Annotated in this window: 18 protein-coding genes; 8 read left to right on the forward strand and 10 right to left on the reverse strand. The window is 64.4% G+C overall.

Going from position 1 to position 21222, the window contains the following annotated elements:
* Both rpoD and dnaG read right to left on the reverse strand, forming a co-directional pair.
* Positions 1 to 2277, reverse strand: a 2277-nt coding sequence (rpoD, locus tag ACFQU0_RS19880; RefSeq protein ID WP_382203683.1) for an RNA polymerase sigma factor RpoD, incomplete at its 3' end; no start/stop codon positions are given.
* A gap of 260 nt (positions 2278 to 2537) precedes the next feature.
* Positions 2538 to 4508 (reverse strand): DNA primase, encoded by a 1971-nt coding sequence (dnaG, locus tag ACFQU0_RS19885; RefSeq protein ID WP_382203685.1) that lies wholly within the window; start codon positions 4506 to 4508, stop codon positions 2538 to 2540.
* A 77-nt stretch (positions 4509 to 4585) separates the two neighbouring features.
* On the opposite strand from dnaG, the gene ACFQU0_RS19890 reads away from it, so the two are divergent.
* Positions 4586 to 6229 carry an acyl-CoA synthetase gene (locus ACFQU0_RS19890; protein WP_382203686.1) on the forward strand — a complete coding sequence of 548 codons (1644 nt, stop codon included), beginning with the start codon at positions 4586 to 4588 and terminating at the stop codon, positions 6227 to 6229.
* Between the two features lies 1 nt (position 6230).
* On the opposite strand, the gene ACFQU0_RS19895 is transcribed toward ACFQU0_RS19890, so the two are convergent.
* Both ACFQU0_RS19895 and ACFQU0_RS19900 read right to left on the reverse strand, forming a co-directional pair.
* Positions 6231 to 7364, reverse strand: coding sequence for a M14 family metallopeptidase (locus ACFQU0_RS19895; protein ID WP_382203688.1), 1134 nt, complete (start codon positions 7362 to 7364; stop codon positions 6231 to 6233).
* On the reverse strand, positions 7361 to 8353 hold the full coding sequence (locus tag ACFQU0_RS19900) for a Bug family tripartite tricarboxylate transporter substrate binding protein (RefSeq protein WP_382203690.1): 993 nt from the start codon (positions 8351 to 8353) through the stop codon (positions 7361 to 7363). The genes ACFQU0_RS19895 and ACFQU0_RS19900 overlap by 4 nt, the downstream gene beginning before the upstream one ends.
* A 131-nt stretch (positions 8354 to 8484) precedes the next feature.
* On the opposite strand from ACFQU0_RS19900, the gene ACFQU0_RS19905 reads away from it, so the two are divergent.
* Positions 8485 to 9444, forward strand: a complete 960-nt coding sequence (locus ACFQU0_RS19905; protein ID WP_382203691.1) for a LysR family transcriptional regulator — start codon at positions 8485 to 8487, stop codon at positions 9442 to 9444.
* Here ACFQU0_RS19905 and ACFQU0_RS19910 read toward each other — a convergent pair.
* The 6 genes from ACFQU0_RS19910 to ACFQU0_RS19935 form a co-directional block, all read right to left on the reverse strand.
* Positions 9374 to 10462, reverse strand: coding sequence for a sulfate/molybdate ABC transporter ATP-binding protein (locus ACFQU0_RS19910; RefSeq protein ID WP_382203692.1), 1089 nt, complete (start codon positions 10460 to 10462; stop codon positions 9374 to 9376). The two genes, ACFQU0_RS19905 and ACFQU0_RS19910, sit on opposite strands and share 71 nt — an antisense overlap.
* A complete protein-coding gene (gene cysW / locus ACFQU0_RS19915) occupies positions 10459 to 11385 on the reverse strand; it encodes a sulfate ABC transporter permease subunit CysW (RefSeq protein WP_382203694.1) in 927 nt (308 codons plus the stop codon). Before cysW ends, ACFQU0_RS19910 begins: the two co-directional genes overlap by 4 nt.
* Positions 11382 to 12284 carry a sulfate ABC transporter permease subunit CysT gene (gene cysT / locus ACFQU0_RS19920; RefSeq protein WP_382203696.1) on the reverse strand — a complete coding sequence of 301 codons (903 nt, stop codon included), beginning with the start codon at positions 12282 to 12284 and terminating at the stop codon, positions 11382 to 11384. The genes cysW and cysT overlap by 4 nt, the downstream gene beginning before the upstream one ends.
* Entirely contained in the window at positions 12285 to 13283 is a 999-nt protein-coding gene (locus ACFQU0_RS19925) for a sulfate ABC transporter substrate-binding protein (RefSeq protein ID WP_382203698.1), read from the reverse strand. It lies immediately after the preceding gene.
* A 104-nt stretch (positions 13284 to 13387) separates the two neighbouring features.
* Positions 13388 to 13921 (reverse strand): RBBP9/YdeN family alpha/beta hydrolase, encoded by a 534-nt coding sequence (locus ACFQU0_RS19930; protein ID WP_382203699.1) that lies wholly within the window; start codon positions 13919 to 13921, stop codon positions 13388 to 13390.
* Positions 13918 to 14934 carry a sulfate ABC transporter substrate-binding protein gene (locus ACFQU0_RS19935; RefSeq protein ID WP_382203701.1) on the reverse strand — a complete coding sequence of 339 codons (1017 nt, stop codon included), beginning with the start codon at positions 14932 to 14934 and terminating at the stop codon, positions 13918 to 13920. Before ACFQU0_RS19935 ends, ACFQU0_RS19930 begins: the two co-directional genes overlap by 4 nt.
* 204 nt (positions 14935 to 15138) lie before the next feature.
* Between ACFQU0_RS19935 and ACFQU0_RS19940 the strand changes: the two genes are divergently transcribed.
* The 6 genes from ACFQU0_RS19940 (at position 15139) to pheS (ending at position 21218) form a co-directional block, all read left to right on the forward strand.
* Positions 15139 to 16428 carry a sensor domain-containing diguanylate cyclase gene (locus ACFQU0_RS19940; RefSeq protein ID WP_382203703.1) on the forward strand — a complete coding sequence of 430 codons (1290 nt, stop codon included), beginning with the start codon at positions 15139 to 15141 and terminating at the stop codon, positions 16426 to 16428.
* A gap of 213 nt (positions 16429 to 16641) precedes the next feature.
* Positions 16642 to 18561 (forward strand): threonine--tRNA ligase, encoded by a 1920-nt coding sequence (gene thrS, locus ACFQU0_RS19945; RefSeq protein ID WP_382203705.1) that lies wholly within the window; start codon positions 16642 to 16644, stop codon positions 18559 to 18561.
* A 93-nt stretch (positions 18562 to 18654) separates the two neighbouring features.
* Complete coding sequence (gene infC / locus ACFQU0_RS19950) at positions 18655 to 19257, forward strand: translation initiation factor IF-3 (protein WP_382203733.1); 603 nt, start codon at positions 18655 to 18657, stop codon at positions 19255 to 19257.
* A 192-nt stretch (positions 19258 to 19449) separates the two neighbouring features.
* A complete protein-coding gene (gene rpmI / locus ACFQU0_RS19955) occupies positions 19450 to 19653 on the forward strand; it encodes a 50S ribosomal protein L35 (protein ID WP_382203707.1) in 204 nt (67 codons plus the stop codon).
* Between the two features lie 24 nt (positions 19654 to 19677).
* Positions 19678 to 20037 (forward strand): 50S ribosomal protein L20, encoded by a 360-nt coding sequence (gene rplT, locus ACFQU0_RS19960; protein ID WP_342128519.1) that lies wholly within the window; start codon positions 19678 to 19680, stop codon positions 20035 to 20037.
* 128 nt (positions 20038 to 20165) lie between these two features.
* Complete coding sequence (pheS, locus tag ACFQU0_RS19965) at positions 20166 to 21218, forward strand: phenylalanine--tRNA ligase subunit alpha (protein WP_382203709.1); 1053 nt, start codon at positions 20166 to 20168, stop codon at positions 21216 to 21218.
* The last annotated feature ends 4 nt before the right edge of the window (positions 21219 to 21222 follow it).

Below are 21222 nucleotides of genomic sequence, written 5' to 3' on the forward strand. Positions count from 1 at the left end.
CTCGATTTGGCGGATGCGTTCGCGCGTCACGTCGAACTGCTTGCCCACTTCTTCGAGCGTGTGGTCGGTGGACATCTCGATGCCGAAGCGCATGCGCAGCACCTTGGCTTCGCGCGGCGTGAGGCTGTCGAGGATTTCCTTGACCACGTCGCGCAGGCCGGCCTGCATGGCGGCATCGATGGGCGCGGTGTTGGCGCTGTCCTCGATGAAATCGCCCAGGTGGCTGTCGTCGTCGTCCCCGATCGGCGTTTCCATAGAGATCGGCTCTTTGGCGATCTTCATGATCTTGCGGATCTTGTCCTCGGGGATTTCCATCTTGGCCGCCAGGATGGACGCATCGGGCTCGAAGCCGAACTCCTGCAAGTGCTGGCGGCTGATGCGGTTCATCTTGTTGATCGTCTCGATCATGTGCACCGGGATGCGGATGGTGCGCGCCTGGTCGGCGATCGAGCGGGTGATGGCCTGGCGAATCCACCAGGTGGCGTAGGTCGAGAACTTGTAGCCACGGCGGTATTCGAACTTGTCCACCGCCTTCATTAGGCCGATGTTGCCTTCCTGGATCAGGTCCAGGAACTGCAGGCCCCGGTTGGTGTACTTCTTGGCAATGGAAATCACCAGGCGCAGGTTGGCCTCGATCATTTCCTTCTTGGCGTCGCGCGACGACGATTCACCCGCGTTCATGCGCTTGTGGATGTCCTTCAGGTGCGACAGTGGCACCACCACGCTGGACTGCAAGGTGATCAGGCCTTGTTGCAGTTCCTGGATGGGCGGGATGTTGCGTGCCATCACCGTGCTCCAGGGCTTGCCAGCGGCGGCCTGCTTTTCCACCCATTGCAGGTTGAGCAGGTTGGCCGGGAAGTCGGCGATGAACTTCTCCTGCGGCATGCCACATTTGTCCACGATGATGCGGCGCAGTTCGCGTTCTTTCTTGCGCACACCGTCCACCTGATCGCGCACCGTGCCACACAGCTTTTCGATCGCCTTGGCGGTGAAGCGGATGCTCATCAGCTGTTCGGTGATGGCCTTTTGGGTCTTGACGTAGTGCGCGCCGCCGTAGCCTTCCTTGTCGTAGGTTTTGTGCAGCTTTTCGAACAGCTCGGCGATGCTGTCGAAGCGGCTCAGCGCTTCGCGCTTGAGTTCTTCGAGCTTGCGGGTCAGGGCCTTGGAGCCGCCCTTGCCATCGTCGTCGTCGGCCTCGTCGTAGTCATCGAAGTCTTCTTCGGCCACGTAGTCGTCGGCCGCGTCGGCGTCGGCAAAACCGTCCACCACGGTGGAGATGACGACCTTGCCATCGCGGATTTCGTTGGCCATGGCCAGGATTTCGGCGATGGTGGCCGGGCTTTCGCTGATGGCGGCCATCATGTCGTTCAAGCCGCCTTCGATGCGCTTGGCGATCTCGATTTCGCCTTCGCGCGTCAGCAGCTCCACCGTGCCCATTTCGCGCATGTACATGCGCACCGGGTCGGTGGTGCGGCCGAATTCGCTGTCCACGGTGGACAGGGCGGCTTCGGCTTCTTCCTCGGCTTCTTCTTCGGTGGCGGCGGTGGGGCCGGTGTTGTTCAGCAGCAGCGTTTCGGCGTCGGGCGTCTGTTCATAAACGGCCACACCCATGTCGTTGAGCAGCGAGACCACCACTTCCAGCGTCTCGGCTTCCACCAGCTTGTCGGGCAGGTGGTCGTTGATTTCACCGTGGGTCAGGTAGCCGCGCGTCTTGCCCAGCTTGATCAGGGTCTTCAGGCGTTCGCGGCGCAGCTTGGCTTCCTCTTCCGACAACACGGTGTCGTCGAGGCCAAACTCCTTCATCAGCGCGCGCTCTTTGGCCTTGCTGATCTTCATGCGCAGCGGCTTGACCTTTTCGGTCGTTTCGGTGGTCTCTGCCACCGCTTCTTCCGCCACCTCTTCCGTCAGGTCTTCGATGTCCGACAGGTCGGCATCGTCCAGCCCATCGCTGTCTTTGGCCGCCGCCGCCTTGGGCTTGCGGCCCCGTTTGGCGGCCGGTTTGTCTGCCTTGGGGGCGGCTGCGGCTTTGGCCGGGCGGCCGGCTTTTTTCTTGGGCTCGGCTTCAGCTGCGCTGGCCAGCAGTTCGTCAGCGGCTTGTTTGAGTTGAGCGGCTTTGGATAGGGGTTTGGCGGCCTTGGCAGCAGGGGCGGGGGTCTTGGCGGTCACAGCGGGGGCTTTCGTCTTGGGCTTGGGCACGGCTTCAGCGGGCTTGGACGCGGCCTTTTTGGCGGGCGTGGTGCGGGCAGCGGCGGACGGGCTGGACTTCTTCTGGGGCATGCGGACCTCAAAAATGTCGGGACAAACACGAACGGGCGGGAACACGGAACGCCCGAGCCAATGGGGGCTCGGTCAAGCGCCTGCTGAAGGCAGGGCCTGGGTGCAAGCTGTGTGGGCGAACATTTGGTGTGCAGTCCTTGCGGGGCCGCCACGACGGGGTCATGGGGCGGTGGGCCTGTCGAGTGTGGTGGCTCGGTCGTCGCTGGTGGACGGTAGGCTGGTCCGGAGGTGCTGCTGTCGCGCTTGCGTAAAACCTTGGATTATACCGGCGTCCCGGATTTTGGGGTTTTGTGGGCGCGAATCCGGGCGCTGAGTTCGCGCAGGCGTTGCAGGGCGGCGGGGTCGTCGGCCGCCAGCGTGGCCAGCTCGCTGGCTTCGTTTTCCCACTGGTCCAGGCGCATGCGGTCCATCACGTCGCGCAGCTCCACCAGCTCGGCCTCGGCGTCGTTGCCCGCTGTGGCCTGCTCGACCTGTTGGAGGGCAAAGGATTCGAAGGGGTGACCGCGCAGGCCCTCGCGCAGCGCCGCCCAGGGCTGGGCGCCGTGTTCGTGCAGCTGGGCCTCCAGCCAGCTCAACAGCGCCCCGTGCGGGTCGGGCAGGTGGGCCAGCATGGCCTGGTCTTCGGCGCTCAGGCTCTCCCAGGCCTGGGCGTTGGCCAGGAGCAGGCCCACCGCGCGGTCGCTGCGGCTGGCGGGGCGCGAGCGGCCACCGGGCGGGCGGCGCGGTCGGTCGGTGGTGGGTTTGTTGGGCCAGGGTTTGCCGTCGCGCCGGGTACGGGTGCTTGCTCCATAGCCGCCAGCGTTGTTGCTGTAACGGGGGCTTGGGCTGTACCCGCTGGGCGCGTCGGGTGCGTAGCCGCCCTCCGAGTGGTAGTCGGGTGCGGGTGGGCGCTTGTTCGCGCTGCCTTTGCGGGGTGCGCCCTGGCCCGGCAACTGCCACAGCTCGCCCAGCTCGTGCTGGCCCAGCTGCACCATGTCGGCGATGTCGCCCAGCAACTGGCGCTTGAGCGCGCCGTCCGGCATGGCGGTCCACAGCGGGCGGGCCTGGCTGGCCATCCGGGCGCGCCCCTCGGCGGTGTCGAGGTCGCAGTCCGCGCTGGCGGCGTCGAGCATGAAGCGGCTCAGCGGCAGCGCGCCTTTGACGGCCGCAGCAAAGGCCTCGGCGCCGTGTTCGCGGATGAAGCTGTCCGGGTCGTGTTCGGCTGGCAGGAACAGGAACTTCACGCTGCGGGTGTCGGTGGCCAGGGGCAGGGCGGCGTCCAGCGCCTTGCGCGCGGCGCGCCGGCCGGCGGCGTCGCCGTCGAAGCTGAACACCACCGCATCGGTGAAGCGGAACAGTTTGTGCACGTGTTCGGCCGTGCACGCCGTGCCCAGTGTGGCCACCGCGTTGCCAAAACCCAGCTGGGCCAGGGCCACCACGTCCATGTAGCCCTCGGTGACGAGCGCGTAGCCGAGCTGGCGCATGGCGGTGCGGGCCTCGAACAGACCGTACAGCTCGCGGCCCTTGCTGAACACCGGCGTCTCAGGTGAGTTGAGGTACTTGGGCTCGCCTTGGTCCAGCACGCGGCCACCAAAAGCGATGACCTCGCCCTTGACGTTGCGGATGGGGAACATGATGCGGTCACGGAAGCGGTCGTAGCGCTTGGTTTCCTCTCCTTCGTTCTCATGCACGATGACCAGGCCACTTTCCTCCAGTCGGGCATCGGCGTAGTCGGGGAACACCGTGGACAAAAAGCGCCAGCCTTCGGGTGCGTAGCCCAGGCCAAAGGTCTTGGCGATCTGGCCGGTGAGGCCGCGCTTTTTCAGGTAGTCCACCGCACGGGGGGCGCCCTTGAGCTGTTTTGCATAGGCATGGGCGGCCTTCTCCAGCACATCCGTCAGCGTAACCTGTTTTTCGCGCGCAGCAGCGGCGCGGGCACGGTCCTGGGGCGATGCTTCGTCCTCGGGCACTTGCAGGCCCACCTGTCCAGCCAGGTCCTTCACCGCTTCGATGAAGCTCACGCCCGTGTGCTCGGTCAGAAATTTGATGGCGTCGCCACTGACACCGCAGCCGAAGCAGTGGTAGAACTGTTTGCTGGGGCTGACGCTGAACGAGGGCGACTTTTCGCCGTGGAACGGGCACAAGCCCATGAAGTTGGCACCGCCCTTCTTGAGCTGCACGTGCCGACCCACCACCTCCACCACGTCCACGCGGGAGAGCAGTTCCTGGATAAAGGATGGGGGGATGGCCATGGGGGTATTTTGCCTTGCCCCCTGCGTCAGCCGGATGGCTTAAATTGCGGGCTGATTCCCGTGCAACTGGAGACCCCATGACCCACATGTATGAGCGTGATCTGCCGCAGAACGCAGCCAACCATGCGCCGCTGTCGCCCCTGTCCTTTTTGCAGCGCAGCGCCGAGGTGCACCCCAGCCGCCTGGCCATCGTGCACGGCGCCCTGCGCCAGACCTGGGGCGACACCTACCGCCGCTGCCGCCAACTGGCCAGTGCCCTGCAACGCCACGGCATTGGCAAGAACGACACCGTGGCCGTGATGTTGCCCAACACGCCGCCCATGGTGGAGGCCCACTTCGGCGTGCCCATGGCGGGTGCCGTGCTCAACGCGATCAACACCCGCCTGGACCCCGAGACCGTGGCCTTCATGCTCGACCACGGCGAGGCCAAGGCGGTGATCGTGGATGTGGAGTTTGTGCCGGTGATGAAAAAGGCACTGGCGCTGCGCAAGGCCACCACACCGCTGCTGGTGATCGATGCAGAGGACGCGGTTCATGGTTCGGGTGACGCCTTGGGCAACCAAAGCTATGAGGCCTTTCTGGCCCAGGGCGATGCTGCATTTGAATGGGCACTGCCTGGCGATGAGTGGGACGCCATCGCGCTCAACTACACCAGTGGCACCACCGGCAACCCCAAGGGTGTGGTCTACAGCCACCGTGGCGCGACCTTGAACGCTTTGTCCAACGTGATGGAATGGGACATGCCCAAACACGCCGTCTACCTGTGGACGCTGCCCATGTTTCATTGCAACGGCTGGTGTTTCCCCTGGACGCTGGCGGCGCGCGCGGGTGTGAACGTGTGCCTGCGCCGGGTTGAGGCCAAGGCCATCTTCGATGCCATGCGCGATCACGGCGTCACGCACTACTGCGGCGCGCCCATCGTGCATGGCCTGCTGGTGAACGCGCCGGCGGATCTCAAGGCCGGCGTGCCGGCCGGCATCAAGGCCATGGTGGCCGGCGCCGCGCCACCGGCCAGCATGATCGAGGGCATGGAGCACCTGGGCTTTGACCTCACCCACGTCTATGGTCTGACCGAGGTGTACGGCCCGGCCACGGTGTGTGTGAAACACCCTGAGTGGGACGCGCTGGACGTGGGCGAGCGCGCCCGCCTCAACGCCCGCCAGGGCGTGCGCTACCACCTGGAACGCGATGTGCAGGTGCTCGACCCCGAGACGTTGGCACCCGTGCCTTGGGACGGTGAGACCATGGGTGAAATCATGTTCCGCGGCAACATCGCCATGAAGGGTTACCTCAAGAACCCCGAGGCCACGCAGGCGGCCTTCAAGGGCGGCTGGTTCCACAGCGGGGACCTGGCGGTGCAGTACCCCGACGGCTACATCAAGATCAAGGACCGCAGCAAGGACATCATCATCTCGGGCGGCGAGAACATCTCTTCCATTGAGGTGGAAGACGTGTTGTACCGCCACCCCGACGTACTGGCCGCTGCCGTGGTGGCCAAGCCCGACGCGCGCTGGGGCGAAACACCTTGCGCTTTCATCGAACTCAAGGCCAACGCCACCGCCACGGCCGAGGACATCGTGGCCCATTGCAAGAAGCACCTGGCGGGTTTCAAGGTACCGCGCGCGGTGGTGTTTGGCGAATTGCCCAAGACCAGCACCGGCAAGATCCAGAAGTTTGAACTGCGCAAGGCGGCGGGGTCGGCGGCGGCGATTGACGTCTGATTCAGCGTCGCCCCAAGCCCAGGCAGGCCTGAAGCACCGCCACCCTGGCTTGGGCCGCCACCATGCCGCGCCAGTCGTCGGCATCGACGTAGAAGGCGTCTTTCATGCCCTGACGAATGCTGGCCGCCAGGTCGGCCGGAGCGTCGGGGTGGTTGTGCAGCCATTGGTCTGCGCGCAAGGCGTCCAGAAACGTGTCGTAAGGCACGGTACCGAACTCAAGCGCAACCGCGGCCACGTCGGCTTGGGGGCATTCGTCGTAGATGCAGCTCACCACCGGGCCTCGTACCTGCTCGGAGGCCGACTGGCCTTCCCAGGCCGCCACCACATCGGCGCCCCAGAGCCGCCGGCCGCGCATCAGGTCGGCCTGCTCGGTGCGGCCCGCGTGAATTTTTTCGCCGTGACCACGTGGCCCCAGGCCGGTGTGCAGGTCCACCCACGCAACCTCGGTGCGTTGTGCACCGTGCGCGCGCAGCAGTGAGCGCACCGTGCGGTTGCTCCAGCTCGGTGCGTGGCCGCTGTGAAAAAGCCCGTCCGGGTGGGTGGCCTGGCCCGCCGTGGCCGCACGACGAAAAGCCGCGACGCCCAGGCGTTGGATGGTGTCGTTCAGTGCCTGCGCGATCTCGGGCGCAGGCGGCCAACTTGGGGGCACCAGCAGCGGGTGCAGCGTGGCGTAGCCGGGGTTGGGCGTGACACCGCTCGCATTGAAGTCAATGCAATTGCGGTTCAGGTCGACGTTGTCTTCGTTGCCACGCCGCAGGTGCGAGAAGCCGTGCGGGTTGATGGCGTGCAGCATCAGCACGTCCACCCCCCGCGCCCGCGCCAGTGCCAGCAGCTCGGCATCGTGCAGCAGGTGTTGCTGGCAACCCGAGCCACACAGGCCCTCCACCCCATGCACACCGCTGGAGACGATGAGCAAAGGCGCACGCCCGTCTGCGTCGGCGCGGGCCGGCAACAGGGCAGCGTCCAGCGCCAGTTCTTCGCCCTGACGGCCTCGGTGACCGGGCAGCACGTGGTGGGTGAGTGTTGCACCAGCAGCGACGGCCGCCTCAAGGAAGCGGGCGCGGCCCTGGGCGTAGTCGGCCGGGAAACAATGCGCGGGCGGGGGCGCTTGCAGGGGCATGACGTGCGCGCTCATTGGGGCTTGAAGCCGCTGGCGCGGATCAGTTGACCCCACGTCTCGGTCATTTGAGTCATCTGGCGGCCCAGCACGTCGCCAGCGGCGAAATCCACCTGCATGCCCAGGCTCTCGAGCTTTTCACGCAGCGCGGGCTGTGCCAGTGCCTCGCGCAAGGCATCCTGGTAGCGCTTGATCACCGGGGCGGGGGTGCCGGCCGGCGCGTACAACGCCAGGAAGTTGGATTGCTCCACGCCTTTGACGCCCTGTTCGGCGAAGGTGGGTGCGTCGGGCAGCAAAGCCGAGCGCTGGGTGCCGGAGACCGCGATCACGCGCAGCTTGCCGGCTTTCTGCTGGGGCAGCAATTCGCTCAGCGATGTGATGCCGGCGGGGATTTGGCCACCGATCAGGTCGGCCACCATCGGCGCGCCGCCCCGGTAGGGCACCGCGTTCGTGGCGGCGCCCAGGTGCTGGCCGAGCAGGCCCGTTGTGAACTCAGGCACGCTGGCCGGCGCGGGCACGCCAACGGCGCCACGGTCCGCCTGCTCGCGCACCCACTTGCCGTAGTCGGCCAGACGGTGGGCTTGTGTGGAAGGGTGCACGGCGAGGCCAAAAGCGATCTGGACAACGCGCGCCACCGGCACGAAATCGGTGGCCGGGTTGAAGCCAGGTGACTTCATGGTCTGCGGCACGATGACCACGGTGTGGTCGTTGGACATGAACAGGGTCTGCCCGTTGGGGGGCGCCTGTTTGAGAGCCACGGCAGCGATCTGGCCGCCCGCGCCGGTGCGGTTGTCGACCACGAAGGATTGGCCCATCTGTTGCGACAGCACCTCTGCCACGTGGCGCGAGGCGGCATCCACGCCACCGCCTGCCGGGAAACCGACCAGGATGCGCACCGGCTGGGCGCTGCCTTGCGCCAGCGCGGGGGCCGAGAGGCCCAGGCTCAAGGTGAGTGCGGTGGCAGCGCCCAGCAGGCGGCGGCGGGTGTTGGGGCATGAAGTGCTCAAGGTTTTCTCCGGCAAACAGGGGTTGAAGGATCGTCTGTGTTGCGAACTTTAGGCACTTGTGGGGATAAGTAAAAGACAAAATTTGTGGCATAAAGAAAAGAAAATTCTTTCATGTGAAGGAAGTGTTCAGCATGAAGTTCAATCCTGGCCAACTGGAAGTGTTTGCGGTGGTGGTGGAGTGCGGCAGCATCCGTGCGGCCGCGCGCCGCCTGGGCCTGACCCAGCCCGCCGTGACCTATGTGGTGCGTGAGTTGGAGCGCCAGGCCGGGGCGGCGCTGCTGCTGCGCCAGACCAGTGGTGTGGTGCTGACGCCGCTGGGTGAATCTTTGCATCGGCGCACGCTGCGCCTGCTGGAAGAATGGCGTCAGGCGCAGGATGAACTCGCGCAACTGCGCGACGGCAGCAGCGGCTCGTTGCGGCTGGCTTTCAGTTCGGGGGCTGCCGCGCGTGTGCTGGCCCCTGCGCTGGACGCCTTCCGGCAAGCCCGGCCGGGTGTGCGCCTGGACATCCACGAACTGTCGCTGAGCGATCCGCGTGACTTGTGGAAGGTGGGGCAGTACGACTTTGCGGTGATCAGCGAACTGGATGAGCCGGTGGACGATCAACTGGACCGCCAGGTGCTGTTTCGCGTGCCGCTGCAGGTCATGGCGCGGCGCAACCATCCATTGGCGCAGGCACGGGTGCTGAGCGAGCTGCGCGACTGCCTGTGGCTGTTGCCGGGCTACGGGCAGCGCGTGATTGTGGACAGGATGCTGGCCTTGTGTGGCGAGCCGCCGCGTCAGGTGATGATGGTGCAGTCGCTGTATATCGCGTTGTCGTTGGTGCGCAGCACCGACGCGCTGGTGCTCATGTCCAACGTGGTGCTGGACGACCCGCAGCTGGCGCAGACCATCGTGCCGCTTCCGCTGAGGGAGCGGCTGCCGCAGCTGCGCGTGTCACTGGTCAGTCAGCACATGGGCGGGCTGACGCCGGCCGCACGCCAGTTTGCCGAAGGGCTGCTGACGGTGGCGCAGGGCAGCCTCACGCCGGCTGTGGCTGCAGGAAAACGCGGGCGCGCCGTGGTGAAAGCACCAGCTTCTCGCCGTCCTTGAAGCCCTGCGCGCGGAACTGTTCGGCTGGCATCTGGGCCTCGATCAGCGGGTCGTGTCCTCCGGGCGCCTGGTCGTTCAGCGGCCACAGTTCCAGCCGTGCAATGGGCCCGACCACGATGACACGCTGCAGCTCGGCAACGATGCCACTTTCGCCCGGGGCGTAGCGGCGCACGTCCAGGTCGTGTGGGCGCACATAGGCAAAGGCCTTGGCGTCTTGCGCGCCGGCGTGTTCGGGCGTGTCGATGGACACGCCATCGAGGTGCAGCAGCCCCTCGTGGGCGCGGCCGTGGAAGAGGTTCACGTCCCCCAGGAAGCCGTACACAAAGGGGCTGGCCGGGTGGTCCCACACGTCCTGCGGGGTGCCGATCTGTTCGATCTGGCCACGGTTCATCAGCACCACACGATCGGCCACTTCCAGCGCCTCTTCCTGGTCGTGGGTGACGAAGATGGAGGTCACGTGCAGTTCGTCGTGCAGGCGGCGCAGCCAGCGGCGCAATTCCTTGCGCACCTTGGCGTCCAGGGCGCCGAAGGGTTCGTCGAGCAGCAGCACCTGCGGCTCCACGGCCAGGGCGCGGGCCAGGGCGATGCGCTGGCGCTGGCCGCCAGAGAGCTGCGAGGGGTAGCGGTCGGCCAGCCAGTCCAATTGCACCAGCTTGAGCAGGTCGGTCACCTTGGCTTTGATCTGCGCTTCGCTGGGCCGCTGGCCACGCGGCTTGACACGCAGGCCGAAGGCCACGTTCTCGAACACCGTCATGTGGCGGAACAACGCGTAGTGCTGGAACACGAAACCCACGTTGCGGTCGCGCACGTGTTTGTCGGTGGCGTCCTCGCCGCTGAAGTGGATGCTGCCGGCGTCGGCGGTTTCCAGGCCGGCGATGATGCGCAGCAAGGTGGTCTTGCCGCAGCCCGAGGGCCCAAGCAGAGCGACCAGTTCGCCCGAACCGATGTCCAGGCTCACATCGCCCAGGGCGCGGAAGTCGCCGAACTGTTTGCTGACGTTGCGGATTTCGATGCTCATGGTGCGGCTTTCAGGGTCAGGGGAGCGACGCTTGCTTGGGTGTCGCGGCCCGCCGGGTTTTCAGGGGGCAGCTCGGCAATCGCCTTCATTTCGCGTTCGTGTTTCCACTCCACCACGCTCTTGATGGCCAGCGTGACGATGGCCAGCAGGGCCAGCAGCGAGGCCACGGCAAACGCCGCCACCGACTGGTACTCGTTGTAGAGGATTTCGACGTGCAGGGGCATGGTGTTGGTCTGGCCCCGGATGTGGCCCGACACCACCGACACCGCGCCGAACTCGCCCATGGCGCGCGCGTTGCACAGGATGACGCCGTAGATCAGGCCCCACTTGATGTTGGGCAGGGTGACAAACCAGAAGGTCTGCCAGCCCGTGGCGCCCAGCATCTGCGCGGCTTGTTCTTCTTCATTTCCTTGCGCCTGCATCAGCGGGATAAGTTCGCGTGCGATGAAGGGGAAGGTGACGAAGATGGTGGCCAGGATGATGCCGGGGACGGCGAACACGATCTTGATGTCGTGTGCCATCAGCCACGGCCCCAGCCAGCCCTGCGCGCCAAACACCAGCACGTAGATCAGGCCGGCCACCACGGGCGACACCGAGAAGGGCAGGTCGATCAGGGTGGTGAGAAAGGACTTGCCCTTGAACTCGTACTTGGCGATGCACCAGGCCGCTGCGATGCCGAACACCAGGTTCAGCGGCACGGCGATGGCAGCGGTGATGAGGGTGAGGCGGATGGCGGCCCAGGCGTCGGGCTCTTTCAGCGCTTCCCAGTAGGCGTCCCAGCCCTTGCGCAGGGCCTCGGTGAACACGGCGGCCAAGGGCAGCACCAGGAACAAAAACATGAACACCATGGCCACGCCGATGAGCGTCCAGCGCACCCACGGTGCCTCGGTGGTGTGGGGCGATTTTTTGACCGGCGCGCTCATGACGAGGCCCCCGAACGTTTGCGCTGCCAGGTCTGCAGGCCGTTGATGACCAGCAGCAGGATGAACGAAATGCCCAGCATGACCGAAGCCACGGCAGTGGCGCCGGCGTAGTCGTATTGTTCGAGCTTGCCGATGATGATGAGTGGCGTGATCTCGGACACCATGGGCATGTTGCCGGCGATGAAGATCACCGAGCCGTACTCGCCGATGGCGCGTGCAAAGGCCATGGCAAAACCTGTCAGCAGCGCCGGGCCGATGCTGGGCAGGATGACCTTGGTGAAGGTCTGCCAGCGTGTGGCGCCCAGGCACATGGCGGCCTCTTCGAGTTCCTTTTCAGCGTCTTCGAGCACCGGCTGCACCGTGCGCACCACAAAGGGCAGGCCGATGAAGATGAGGGCAATGACCACACCGTTGGGGTTGAACGCGAGCTGGATGCCGTGGGGCTCCAGGTACTGGCCAATCCAACCGTTCCCGGCCAGCAGCGCGGTCAGTGAAATGCCGGCCACGGCGGTGGGAAGGGCAAAGGGCAGGTCCACCAGGGCGTCCACGATTTTTTTGCCCGGAAAGCTGTAGCGCACCAGCACCCAGGCCACCAGCAAGCCAAACACCACGTTGATCAGCGCCGCGATCAGCGAGGCGCCGAAGGTCAGGCGGTAGGAGGCCAGCACACGCGGTGCGGTGACCGCTTCGACGAACTGCGGCCAGGTCAACGAGAAGGTTTTGATGACCAGGGCCGACAGCGGGATCAGCACGATCAGGCTCAGGTAGAACACCGTGTAGCCCAGCGTGAGGTTGAAGCCGGGAAGAACGCGTCGGGTCGCGCGCTTGGCGGCCCGCTTGCCCGCCGGCGCGTCCAGCGCCTCCGAGCCGTGCAGGGCCAGGGTGACGGACTGCGACATTTATTTGCCTGCGGTGTAGAGCTTGTCGAACTGGCCGCCGTCGTTGAAGTGCACCTTCTGTGCTTCGGCCAGGGAGCCGAAGTAGTCGTTCACGCTGAACAGTTTGATGGGCTTGAAGGCGCTGGCGTATTTCTTCAGCACGGCTTCGTTGCGCGGGCGGATGTTGTGTTTGGCGGCGATCTCCTGGCCCTCAGGGCTGTAGAGGAAATCGAGGTAGGCCTTGGCCAGTTCGCCCGTGCCCTTCTTGGCCACGGTGCGCTCGACGATGGCCACCGGGTTCTCCGCAATGACGGAGGCGCTGGGGTGGATGGCGTCGACTTTGCCTTTGCCGAATTCGTTGTCCACCGACACCACCTCGGATTCGAAGGTCACCAGCACATCACCGATGTTGCGTTGCAGGAAGATGCCCGTGGCGTCGCGCCCGCCGCGTGCCAGCACCGGCACGTTTTTGTAGAGCTTGCTCACGAACTCGGCGGCCTGCGCGTCGGTGCCACCCTTCGCACGCACCTGGCCCCAGGCGGCCAGGTAGGCCATGCGGCCATTGCCGCCGGTCTTGGGGTTGACCACCACCACCTGCACGCCGGGCTTGATGAGGTCGTCCCAGTCTTTGATGCCCTTGGGGTTGCCGTTGCGCACCAGGAACAGCATGGTCGAGGTGGTGGGCGCCGCGCCGTTGGGGAACTTCTGGCGCCAGTCCTTGGCGACCACACCCTTGTCGGCCAGGAAGTCCACGTCGGTGGTGGTGTTGAAGGTCACCACATCGGCCTCCAGGCCATCGGCCACGGCACGCGCCTGGGCGCTGGAGCCCGCGTGCGACTGGTCCACCTTGATGTCTTTGCCGGTGGCTCTTTTCTGCTGCGCCACAAAGGCGACGTTGAGGTCTTTGTAGAACTCGCGCGCCACGTCATACGAGACGTTGAGCAAGGTCTGGGCACCGGCCAGCGACGAGGTGGCGAGTGCCAAGGCGGCCACGGTGGCGCGCAGGGAAAAAACGGTCATGAACAGCTCCAGGAAATCAGGGAATGGGCGCGATTCTGAAGACGCGCTTCACAAACACAAACGACTTTGTTCTTGTTTCTTTATGTTCAAAAACACATAAAGAATCAGGCCACGACGGTGGCGGGCACCAGCGATCGCAACAAAGCCAGGCCGAGCGGCCAGTCGCCGTGGCCCGATTCGATGTTGATATGCCCTGCATGGGGCAGCCGCACAAAGTCGCTGCCCCAGGCGCGTGCATAGGCGCCGGCGAGGCGCACCGGGCAATAGGGGTCGTTGTCGCTGGCCACCAGCACGCTGCGAAACGGCAGCGGCTGGTAGGGCACGGGCGCGAAGTCGGCCAGCACGCCACGGCGTTCGGGGTCCGCAGGGGCCACCAGCAATGCGCCGGCCACGCGGGCCAACGCGGCCTGCGGCAGGTGCACGGTGGTGATGCAGCCGAGGCTGTGCGCTGCGATCACCACCGGCCCCGGCTGGGCCAGGATGGTGTTGGCCAGGCGCTGCACCCAGTCGCGCCGGTTGGGGGCGGCCCAGTCGTCTTGTTCCACGCGCACCGCGCCTTCGAGCTGCTGTGCCCACAGGCTTTGCCAGTGACCAGGGCCCGAGCCTTTCCAGCCCGGAACGATGACCACCGTGCTCATCTGGTGGTGTAGATCTGGTCGAAGCTGCCGCCGTCCGCGAAGTGCACCTTCGCCGCTTGCTCCCAGCCGCCAAAGGCCTCTTCAATCTTGAACAGGTTGAGCTTGGGCAGCTGCTTGGCGTACTTGGCCTGTGCTTTGGCCGAGGTCGGGCGGTAGAAGTGTTTGCCGATGATGTCCTGCGCCTCTTCGGTGTAGAGATAGTCGAGGTAGGCTTGGGCCACGGCGCGGGTGCCCTTCTTGTCCACGTTTTTGTCGACCACCGTCACCGCCGGCTCGGCCAGTATGGACAGGCTGGGGTAGACGAAGTCCACCTTGTTGCCAAACTCCTTTTCCAGCAGGTAGGCCTCGTTTTCCCAGGCCACCAGCACGTCGCCCTGGTTGCGCTGCGAGAAGGTGATGGTGGAGCCGCGCGCGCCGGTGTCGAGCACGGGCACGTTGTTGTAAAGCTTGGCCACGAATTCCTTGGCCTTGGCGTCACCCCCGTACTTGCGCTTGGCGAATTCCCACGCGGCCAGGTAGTTCCAGCGTGCGCCGCCGGATGTTTTGGGGTTGGGGGTGATGACCTTGACGTCGGGGCGGATCAGGTCGTCCCAGTCCTTGATGTTCTTGGGGTTGCCGGCGCGCGTCACCAGCACGATGGTGGAGGTGTAGGGCGAGCTGTTCAGGGGCAGGCGTTTTTGCCAGTCCTTGGGGATCCAGTTGCCGTTGGTGTGCAGCGCGTCGGTGTCGCCGGCCAGGGCCAGGGTGGCGACGTCTGCGTCCAGGCCATCGATGATGGAACGGGCCTGTTTGCCCGAGCCGCCGTGGCTTTGTTTGATGGTCACGTTCTGGCCGGTCTTGGCCTTCCAGTGTTTGATGAAGGCGGCGTTGTATTCGACGTAGAGCTCACGCGTGGGGTCGTAGGACACGTTGAGCAAGGTGACCGGGGCGGCGGCTTGGGCCAGTGCGGCGGTGCCGGCGGCGACGAGGGTGACGGCGCTCAGCAGGCGCAGGGTTTGGCGGCGGGAGATCATGGAAAACATCCTTTGGAGAACATCGGGTGTTCGCATGATCTGGAGATTCGTTCATAAACGGAACCAATCCTTTTTTGGTTGTTTATTACGGAATCATCTGAAGAAAAAAACCTTGTGGCGCAACGCGTAACGCGCCAGTGCCAAACCTACCCAGGGGGGTAAGCTTGGGCAAACGGGTAGGATGTGGACAGGCTGTATACAAAAATGTCCACCACACACGCCATGTCGTCGCAACCCGTCACTGGAGCCGCGCAACTGCACCTTCTGTTTGATCAGATGGCCGACGCGGTGTATTTGTTGGACCCGGACACCTCGAACATCGTCTGGGGCAACCGCAAAGCGTGGGAGAGCCTGGGCCTCAGTGCCGAAGAAGTGCTCAACCACAGCGTGCTGAGTCTGCAGAAAGATGTGCACGGCATGCCGCAGTGGTCCGAAATTGCCGCCGCCATCCGTGCCACCGACTGTTACCGCTTCAACGGGCGGCATCGGCACAAGGACGGCCACGAGGTGGTGGTGGAGGTCAACACCACCCACTTCAGCATGGATGGCCGGCCCTACTTTCTGTCGGTGGCGCGCGACATCACCAACCGGGTGGAACAGGAGCGCGACGCGCAGTCCCGAGAACGCCAGCTGTGGTTTGCCTTGAACGAGGCCAGCGATGGTTTGTGGGATTGGCACGTGCCCACTGGGCAACTGTTCTTCAGCCCACAGCTCAAGCGCATGCTGGGCTACGGGCCGGACGAAATGGCGCCAGTGTTGAGCACCTGGTCTGACAACGTGCACCCCGAAGACAAGCCCTCGGTCATAGGCACCTTGCAGGCGCATTTGCATGGCAAGCGCGAACGGTACGAGGCGGAGTACCGCCTGCGCAACCGCAACGGCCACTACATCTGGGTGCACGACCGCGGCCGCGTCTGCGACCACGCGCCCGATGGCTCGCCGGCCCGGGTGGTCGGCACGGTGCGCAACATCAACGACCAGAAGGAGCTGGAGGCTCAGTTGCAGCAGATGGCCGCACACGACGTGCTGACCGGGCTGCCCAATCGTCGCGAAGGCCTGCGCTTTTTGGAGTCGCAACTCAGCTTGTGCCGGCGCATGGCGCTGCCGCTGGCGGTGGTCTTCATTGACGTTGATGCGTTCAAGACCATCAATGACCGTTTTGGCCAAGGGACGGGCGACACCGTGTTGCAGCGCATCGCCGACGTGCTGCGCTCCGGCATACGCAGCTCGGACCGGGTGTGCCGCTGGGGTGGCGAAGAGTTTGTGTTGATCGCTCCGGGCACCACGCCGGAGGGGGTGATGCAGTTGGCTGACAAGCTGCGTGTCGAGGTGCAGGCGGCCGTGCAGGTTCGCGATGTGCCTGTCAGCGTCAGCATGGGTGTGGCGGTTGCCGAGGGCGATCGCCTGGACGCACAGCGCTTGTTGTTCGATGCCGATGCGGCGCTTTACCGCGCGAAGCGCAACGGCCGAAACCGCGTGGAATGGGCGGCTTGAGGGCGTACGGCCTGCGAGTTGTGGGAAAATAGCGCGGTTTTCGTTATTCAGTAGCGAATTTTCAAGAGCGAGAAAGGCACCCTGGTTATGACACCGCGAACTACACGAGGCACCCTCCTGGCCTGCTAAGGCCTGCAGTTCGCGCCTGCTCATTTGTCTTTTTCACTCTCATCAGCGCGGCCCATGCCGCGCTTTTTGTTTTCTGGATGCCCCATGTTGCACATCACGCTCCCCGACGGTTCTCAACGTGAATTTCCCGGCCCGGTCACCGTGGCCGAGGTGGCTGCCTCCATCGGTGCTGGCCTCGCCAAGGCCGCGCTGGGCGGCAAGGTGGACGGCAAGCTGGTGGACACCAGCTTTCGCATTGAGCAGAACGCCGCCCTGGCCATCGTCACCGCCAAAGACGCCGATGGCCTGGAGCTGATCCGTCACTCCACCGCCCACTTGTTGGCCTATGCCGTCAAGGAGCTGTTTCCCGAGGCGCAGGTCACCATCGGCCCGGTCATCGACAACGGCTTTTATTACGACTTCTCGTACAAGCGGCCTTTCACGCCCGAAGACTTGGCCGCGATCGAGAAGCGCATGGCCGAGCTGGCTGCCAAGGATGAGCCGGTGGTGCGCCGCGTGTTGCCGCGCGACGAGGCGGTGACCTACTTCAAAGGCCTGGGCGAGCACTACAAGGCCGAGATCATCGCCAGCATCCCCAGCAACGAGGACGTGAGCCTGTACCGTGAAGGCAATTTTGAGGATCTGTGCCGTGGCCCGCACGTGCCCAGCACGGGCAAGCTTAAGCACTTCAAGCTCATGAAGGTGGCTGGCGCCTACTGGCGCGGCGACCACCGCAACGAGATGCTGCAGCGTGTGTACGGCACCGCCTGGGCCAACAAGGAAGACCTGCAGAACTACCTCACCATGCTGGAGGAGGCCGAGAAGCGCGACCACCGCAAACTGGGCCGCGAGCTGGACCTGTTCCACCTCGACGAACACTCTCCTGGCACCGTGTTCTGGCACCCCAAGGGCTGGACCGTGTGGCAAGAGGTGGAGCAGTACATGCGCCAGGTCTACCGCGACAACGGCTACCTCGAAGTCAAGGGCCCGCAAATTCTGGACAAGAGCCTGTGGGAGAAAACCGGCCACTGGGACAAGTACCGCGAGAACATGTTCGTGACCGAATCGGAAAAGCGCGACTACGCGCTCAAGCCGATGAACTGCCCCGGCCACATGCTCATCTTCAAACAGGGCATCAAGAGCTACCGCGACCTGCCGCTGCGCTACGGCGAGTTCGGCAACTGCCACCGCAACGAGCCCAGCGGCGGCCTGCACGGCATCATGCGCGTGCGCGGCTTCACGCAGGACGATGGCCACATCTTCTGCACCGAAGACCAGATCCAGTCCGAGGTCGTCGCCTTCACCACACTGCTGCAAAAGGTCTACAAGGACTTTGGCTTCACCAACATCATCTACAAGCTGTCCACGCGGCCTGAAAAGCGCATTGGGAGCGACGAGAGTTGGGACCGCGCCGAAAACGCCTTGGCCGACGGCCTGCGCGCATCGCGCTGCGAATTCCAGTACCTGCCGGGCGAAGGCGCCTTCTACGGCCCCAAGATCGAGTACACGCTCAAGGACGCGATTGGCCGCGAGTGGCAGTGCGGCACCATCCAGGTGGACCCCAACTTGCCCGAGCGCCTGGACGTGGAATACGTGGGTGAAGATGGCAACCGCCACCGCCCCATCGTGCTGCACCGTGCCATCGTCGGCAGCCTGGAGCGCTTCATCGGCATCCTCATCGAACAGCATGCCGGCGCGCTGCCTGTGTGGCTGGCGCCAACGCAGGTCGCGGTGCTCAACATCACCGATGCGCAGGGCGATTACTGTCGCGAAATTGCCGCAAAGCTCAAAAAAGCGCTGCCAAATCAAGACCTTAGGGTGCTGACGGATCTGCGCAACGAGAAAATTACGTATAAAATACGTGAGCATTCGTTGCAAAAGCTGCCTTACATCCTCGTCGCGGGCGACAAGGAGAAGGCGGCTGGCGCTGTAGCCGTGCGGGCCCGGGGCAACAAAGACCTCGGTGTGATGTCGCTTGATGCGTTCGTGCAACGCATCGCGGCAGACCTGGCATCCAAGGTGTGATTTCCCTCGTGTGTGATCGCCTGGATGGCCTGAGTTGACCCTCGGCCACGGCTTTTTGTCGTTTGCGACTTACTACAGGAAAAGGATTTCACCATCGCTACCAACTTTCGCGACCGCCGCCAGCGTGAAGAGCGCGCCCACCGCCTGAACCGCGAGATCATGGCCCCTGAGGTCCGTCTCTCGGGTCCGGAGGGCGAGCCCCTGGGCATCGTCAGCTTGCAGGAAGCCCTGCGCATGGCTGGCGATCTCGACGTGGATCTGGTGGAAATTGCCGCCACGGCCAACCCTCCTGTGTGCCGTTTGATGGACTACGGCAAGTTCAAGTACCAGGAGCAGAAGAAGGCGGCGGAAGCGAAAGCCAAGCAGACGGTCATCGAGATCAAGGAAGTCAAATTCCGTCCCGGTACCGACGATGGCGACTACAACATCAAGATGCGCAACATCCGGCGTTTTCTGGATGATGGCGACAAATGCAAGATCACCTTGCGTTTCCGTGGCCGCGAGATCACCCACCAGGAACTGGGGTTGGCCTTGCTGAACCGGATTCGCGACGACTTGGGCGACACGATCCTGGTGGAGCAGTTTCCCAAGCTCGAAGGCCGTCAGATGATCATGATGATCGCGCCCGGCCGCCGCAAGGCGGGTGGTCCGGCCAAGCCAGCGGCTGAAACGCCGGCTGGTGCACCGGCCGCCTGATTTTCAGGTTGGTTCAGGTTTGGGTGCTGTGTGGGTTTGGTCACCCACGCGGTGCCTGGGTGGTGGCAACCAACGTTGCCGTTGCCCGAACAGGTGGTGCCTTGTGTGCCGCCTGACCCAAGTGGCTCGGGGCCAACAAGTCCGCGGAAGGTTCGCGGCGCCTCACGAGCACAAATGAAAAGGAGCATTCATATGCCCAAAATGAAGACCAAGAGCAGCGCGAAGAAACGTTTTCGCGTTCGTCCCGGTGGCACCGTCAAGCGCGGTCAAGCCTTCAAGCGTCACATCCTGACCAAGAAGACCACCAAGAACAAGCGTCACCTGCGTGGTGCGGTGAATGTGCATGAGACCAACATGGGTCACATGGCACAGATGCTGCCCGGCCAGGGCATTTGATCAACGACGAACAGGAGAACACACATGCCTCGCGTCAAACGTGGTGTAACGGCTCGCGCCCGCCACAAAAAAGTTCTGGCCCTTGCAAAAGGCTTCCGCGGTCGCCGCGGCAACGTATTCCGCATTGCCAAGCAGGCAGTGATGAAAGCGGGGCAATATGCCTACCGCGACCGTCGCACCCGCAAGCGCGTGTTCCGCCAGCTGTGGATTGCCCGTATCAACGCCGGTGCGCGTGAACTGGGCATGACCTACAGCCAGTTCGCCAACGGCTTGAAGAAGGCCGCCATCGAGATCGACCGCAAAGTGCTGGCCGACCTCGCGGTGAACGACAAGGCGGCGTTTGCCGCCATCGTGGAGCAGGCCAAGGCCAAACTGGCTGCTTGATCCGCACGGTGAGCCAATGCGCTGTGAGGCGCATTCGCACACCCGAACAAGGGCCGGGGCTACGAAGCAGCACTGGCCCTTTTTCATTGGTGGCTCCGTGGCCGCCGTCCCCATTCAAGGTGTTTCAAATGACAGAGTTGGACTCGCTGGTGCTGGATGCCAAGGCCTTGTTCGAACAGGCCGCCACGCCGGCCGAGCTGGAAAACGCCAAGGCGCAGTTTCTGGGCAAAAGTGGTCGTGTGACCGAGCTCATGAAGGGCATGGCCACGCTGAGCGTCGAAGAGAAAAAGACGCGTGGCGCCGCCATCAACCTCACCAAGCAAGCCATCGAGGCTGCGCTGACCGAACGTCGCCGCGCCCTGGCCGATGCCGAACTGCAGGCACAGCTGCAAGCCGAAGCGCTGGACGTGACCTTGCCCGGTCGCCAGCGCGGCACCGGCGGTCTGCACCCCGTGAGCCTCACGCTGGAGCGCATCGAGGCCATCTTCGGTTCCATGGGTTTCGAGGTGGCCGAGGGCCCCGAGATCGAGAGCGATTGGTTCAACTTCACCGCGCTCAACACCCCCGCCGATCACCCCGCGCGCTCCATGCACGACACCTTCTACGTCGAAGGTGGCAGCGCCGAAGCGCCCAACCTGTTGCGCACCCACACCAGCCCGATGCAGATCCGCCACGCGGTGCAGCACGTCAAGCGCCACCGCGCCGCGCTGGATGCGGGCAACGGCATGCCTGAGATTCGCGTGATCGCGCCAGGCCGCACCTACCGTGTGGACAGTGACGCCACCCACTCGCCCATGTTCCACCAGTGCGAAGGCCTGTGGATTGGCGAGAACGTGAGCTTCAAGGACCTCAAGGTCGTCTTCACCGATTTCTGCCGAACTTTCTTCGAGAGCGACGACCTGGTGCTGCGTTTCCGCCCCAGCTTCTTCCCCTTCACCGAGCCCAGCGCCGAGATCGACATCCAGTTCCAGAGCGGCCCGCTGGCCGGCCGCTGGCTGGAGGTGGCCGGCTCTGGCCAGGTGCACCCCAACGTGGTGCGCAACATGGGCCTGGACCCCGAGCGCTTCATCGGTTTTGCCTTCGGCATGGGCCCCGACCGCCTGACCATGCTCCGCTACGGCGTGAACGACCTGCGCCTGTTCTTCGACGGCGACATCCGTTTCCTCTCGCAGTTCCAATAAGCAA

The sequence above is a fragment of the Hydrogenophaga defluvii genome (assembly GCF_042665235.1).
GTDB lineage: Bacteria > Pseudomonadota > Gammaproteobacteria > Burkholderiales > Burkholderiaceae_C > Hydrogenophaga > Hydrogenophaga defluvii_A.

Excerpts from the sequence above, each read along its gene's own strand:
- dnaG (WP_382203685.1), bottom strand. The coding sequence starts at position 4,508 with ATGGCCATCCCCCCATCCTTTATCCAGGAACTGCTCTCCCGCGTGGAC.
- ACFQU0_RS19890 (WP_382203686.1), top strand. The coding sequence starts at position 4,586 with ATGACCCACATGTATGAGCGTGATCTGCCGCAGAACGCAGCCAACCAT.
- ACFQU0_RS19895 (WP_382203688.1), bottom strand. The coding sequence starts at position 7,364 with ATGAGCGCGCACGTCATGCCCCTGCAAGCGCCCCCGCCCGCGCATTGT.
- ACFQU0_RS19905 (WP_382203691.1), top strand. The coding sequence starts at position 8,485 with ATGAAGTTCAATCCTGGCCAACTGGAAGTGTTTGCGGTGGTGGTGGAG.
- ACFQU0_RS19910 (WP_382203692.1), bottom strand. The coding sequence starts at position 10,462 with ATGAGCATCGAAATCCGCAACGTCAGCAAACAGTTCGGCGACTTCCGC.
- cysW (WP_382203694.1), bottom strand. The coding sequence starts at position 11,385 with ATGAGCGCGCCGGTCAAAAAATCGCCCCACACCACCGAGGCACCGTGG.
- cysT (WP_382203696.1), bottom strand. The coding sequence starts at position 12,284 with ATGTCGCAGTCCGTCACCCTGGCCCTGCACGGCTCGGAGGCGCTGGAC.
- ACFQU0_RS19925 (WP_382203698.1), bottom strand. The coding sequence starts at position 13,283 with ATGACCGTTTTTTCCCTGCGCGCCACCGTGGCCGCCTTGGCACTCGCC.
- ACFQU0_RS19930 (WP_382203699.1), bottom strand. The coding sequence starts at position 13,921 with ATGAGCACGGTGGTCATCGTTCCGGGCTGGAAAGGCTCGGGCCCTGGT.
- ACFQU0_RS19935 (WP_382203701.1), bottom strand. The coding sequence starts at position 14,934 with ATGATCTCCCGCCGCCAAACCCTGCGCCTGCTGAGCGCCGTCACCCTC.
- ACFQU0_RS19940 (WP_382203703.1), top strand. The coding sequence starts at position 15,139 with ATGTCCACCACACACGCCATGTCGTCGCAACCCGTCACTGGAGCCGCG.
- thrS (WP_382203705.1), top strand. The coding sequence starts at position 16,642 with ATGTTGCACATCACGCTCCCCGACGGTTCTCAACGTGAATTTCCCGGC.
- rpmI (WP_382203707.1), top strand. The coding sequence starts at position 19,450 with ATGCCCAAAATGAAGACCAAGAGCAGCGCGAAGAAACGTTTTCGCGTT.
- rplT (WP_342128519.1), top strand. The coding sequence starts at position 19,678 with ATGCCTCGCGTCAAACGTGGTGTAACGGCTCGCGCCCGCCACAAAAAA.
- pheS (WP_382203709.1), top strand. The coding sequence starts at position 20,166 with ATGACAGAGTTGGACTCGCTGGTGCTGGATGCCAAGGCCTTGTTCGAA.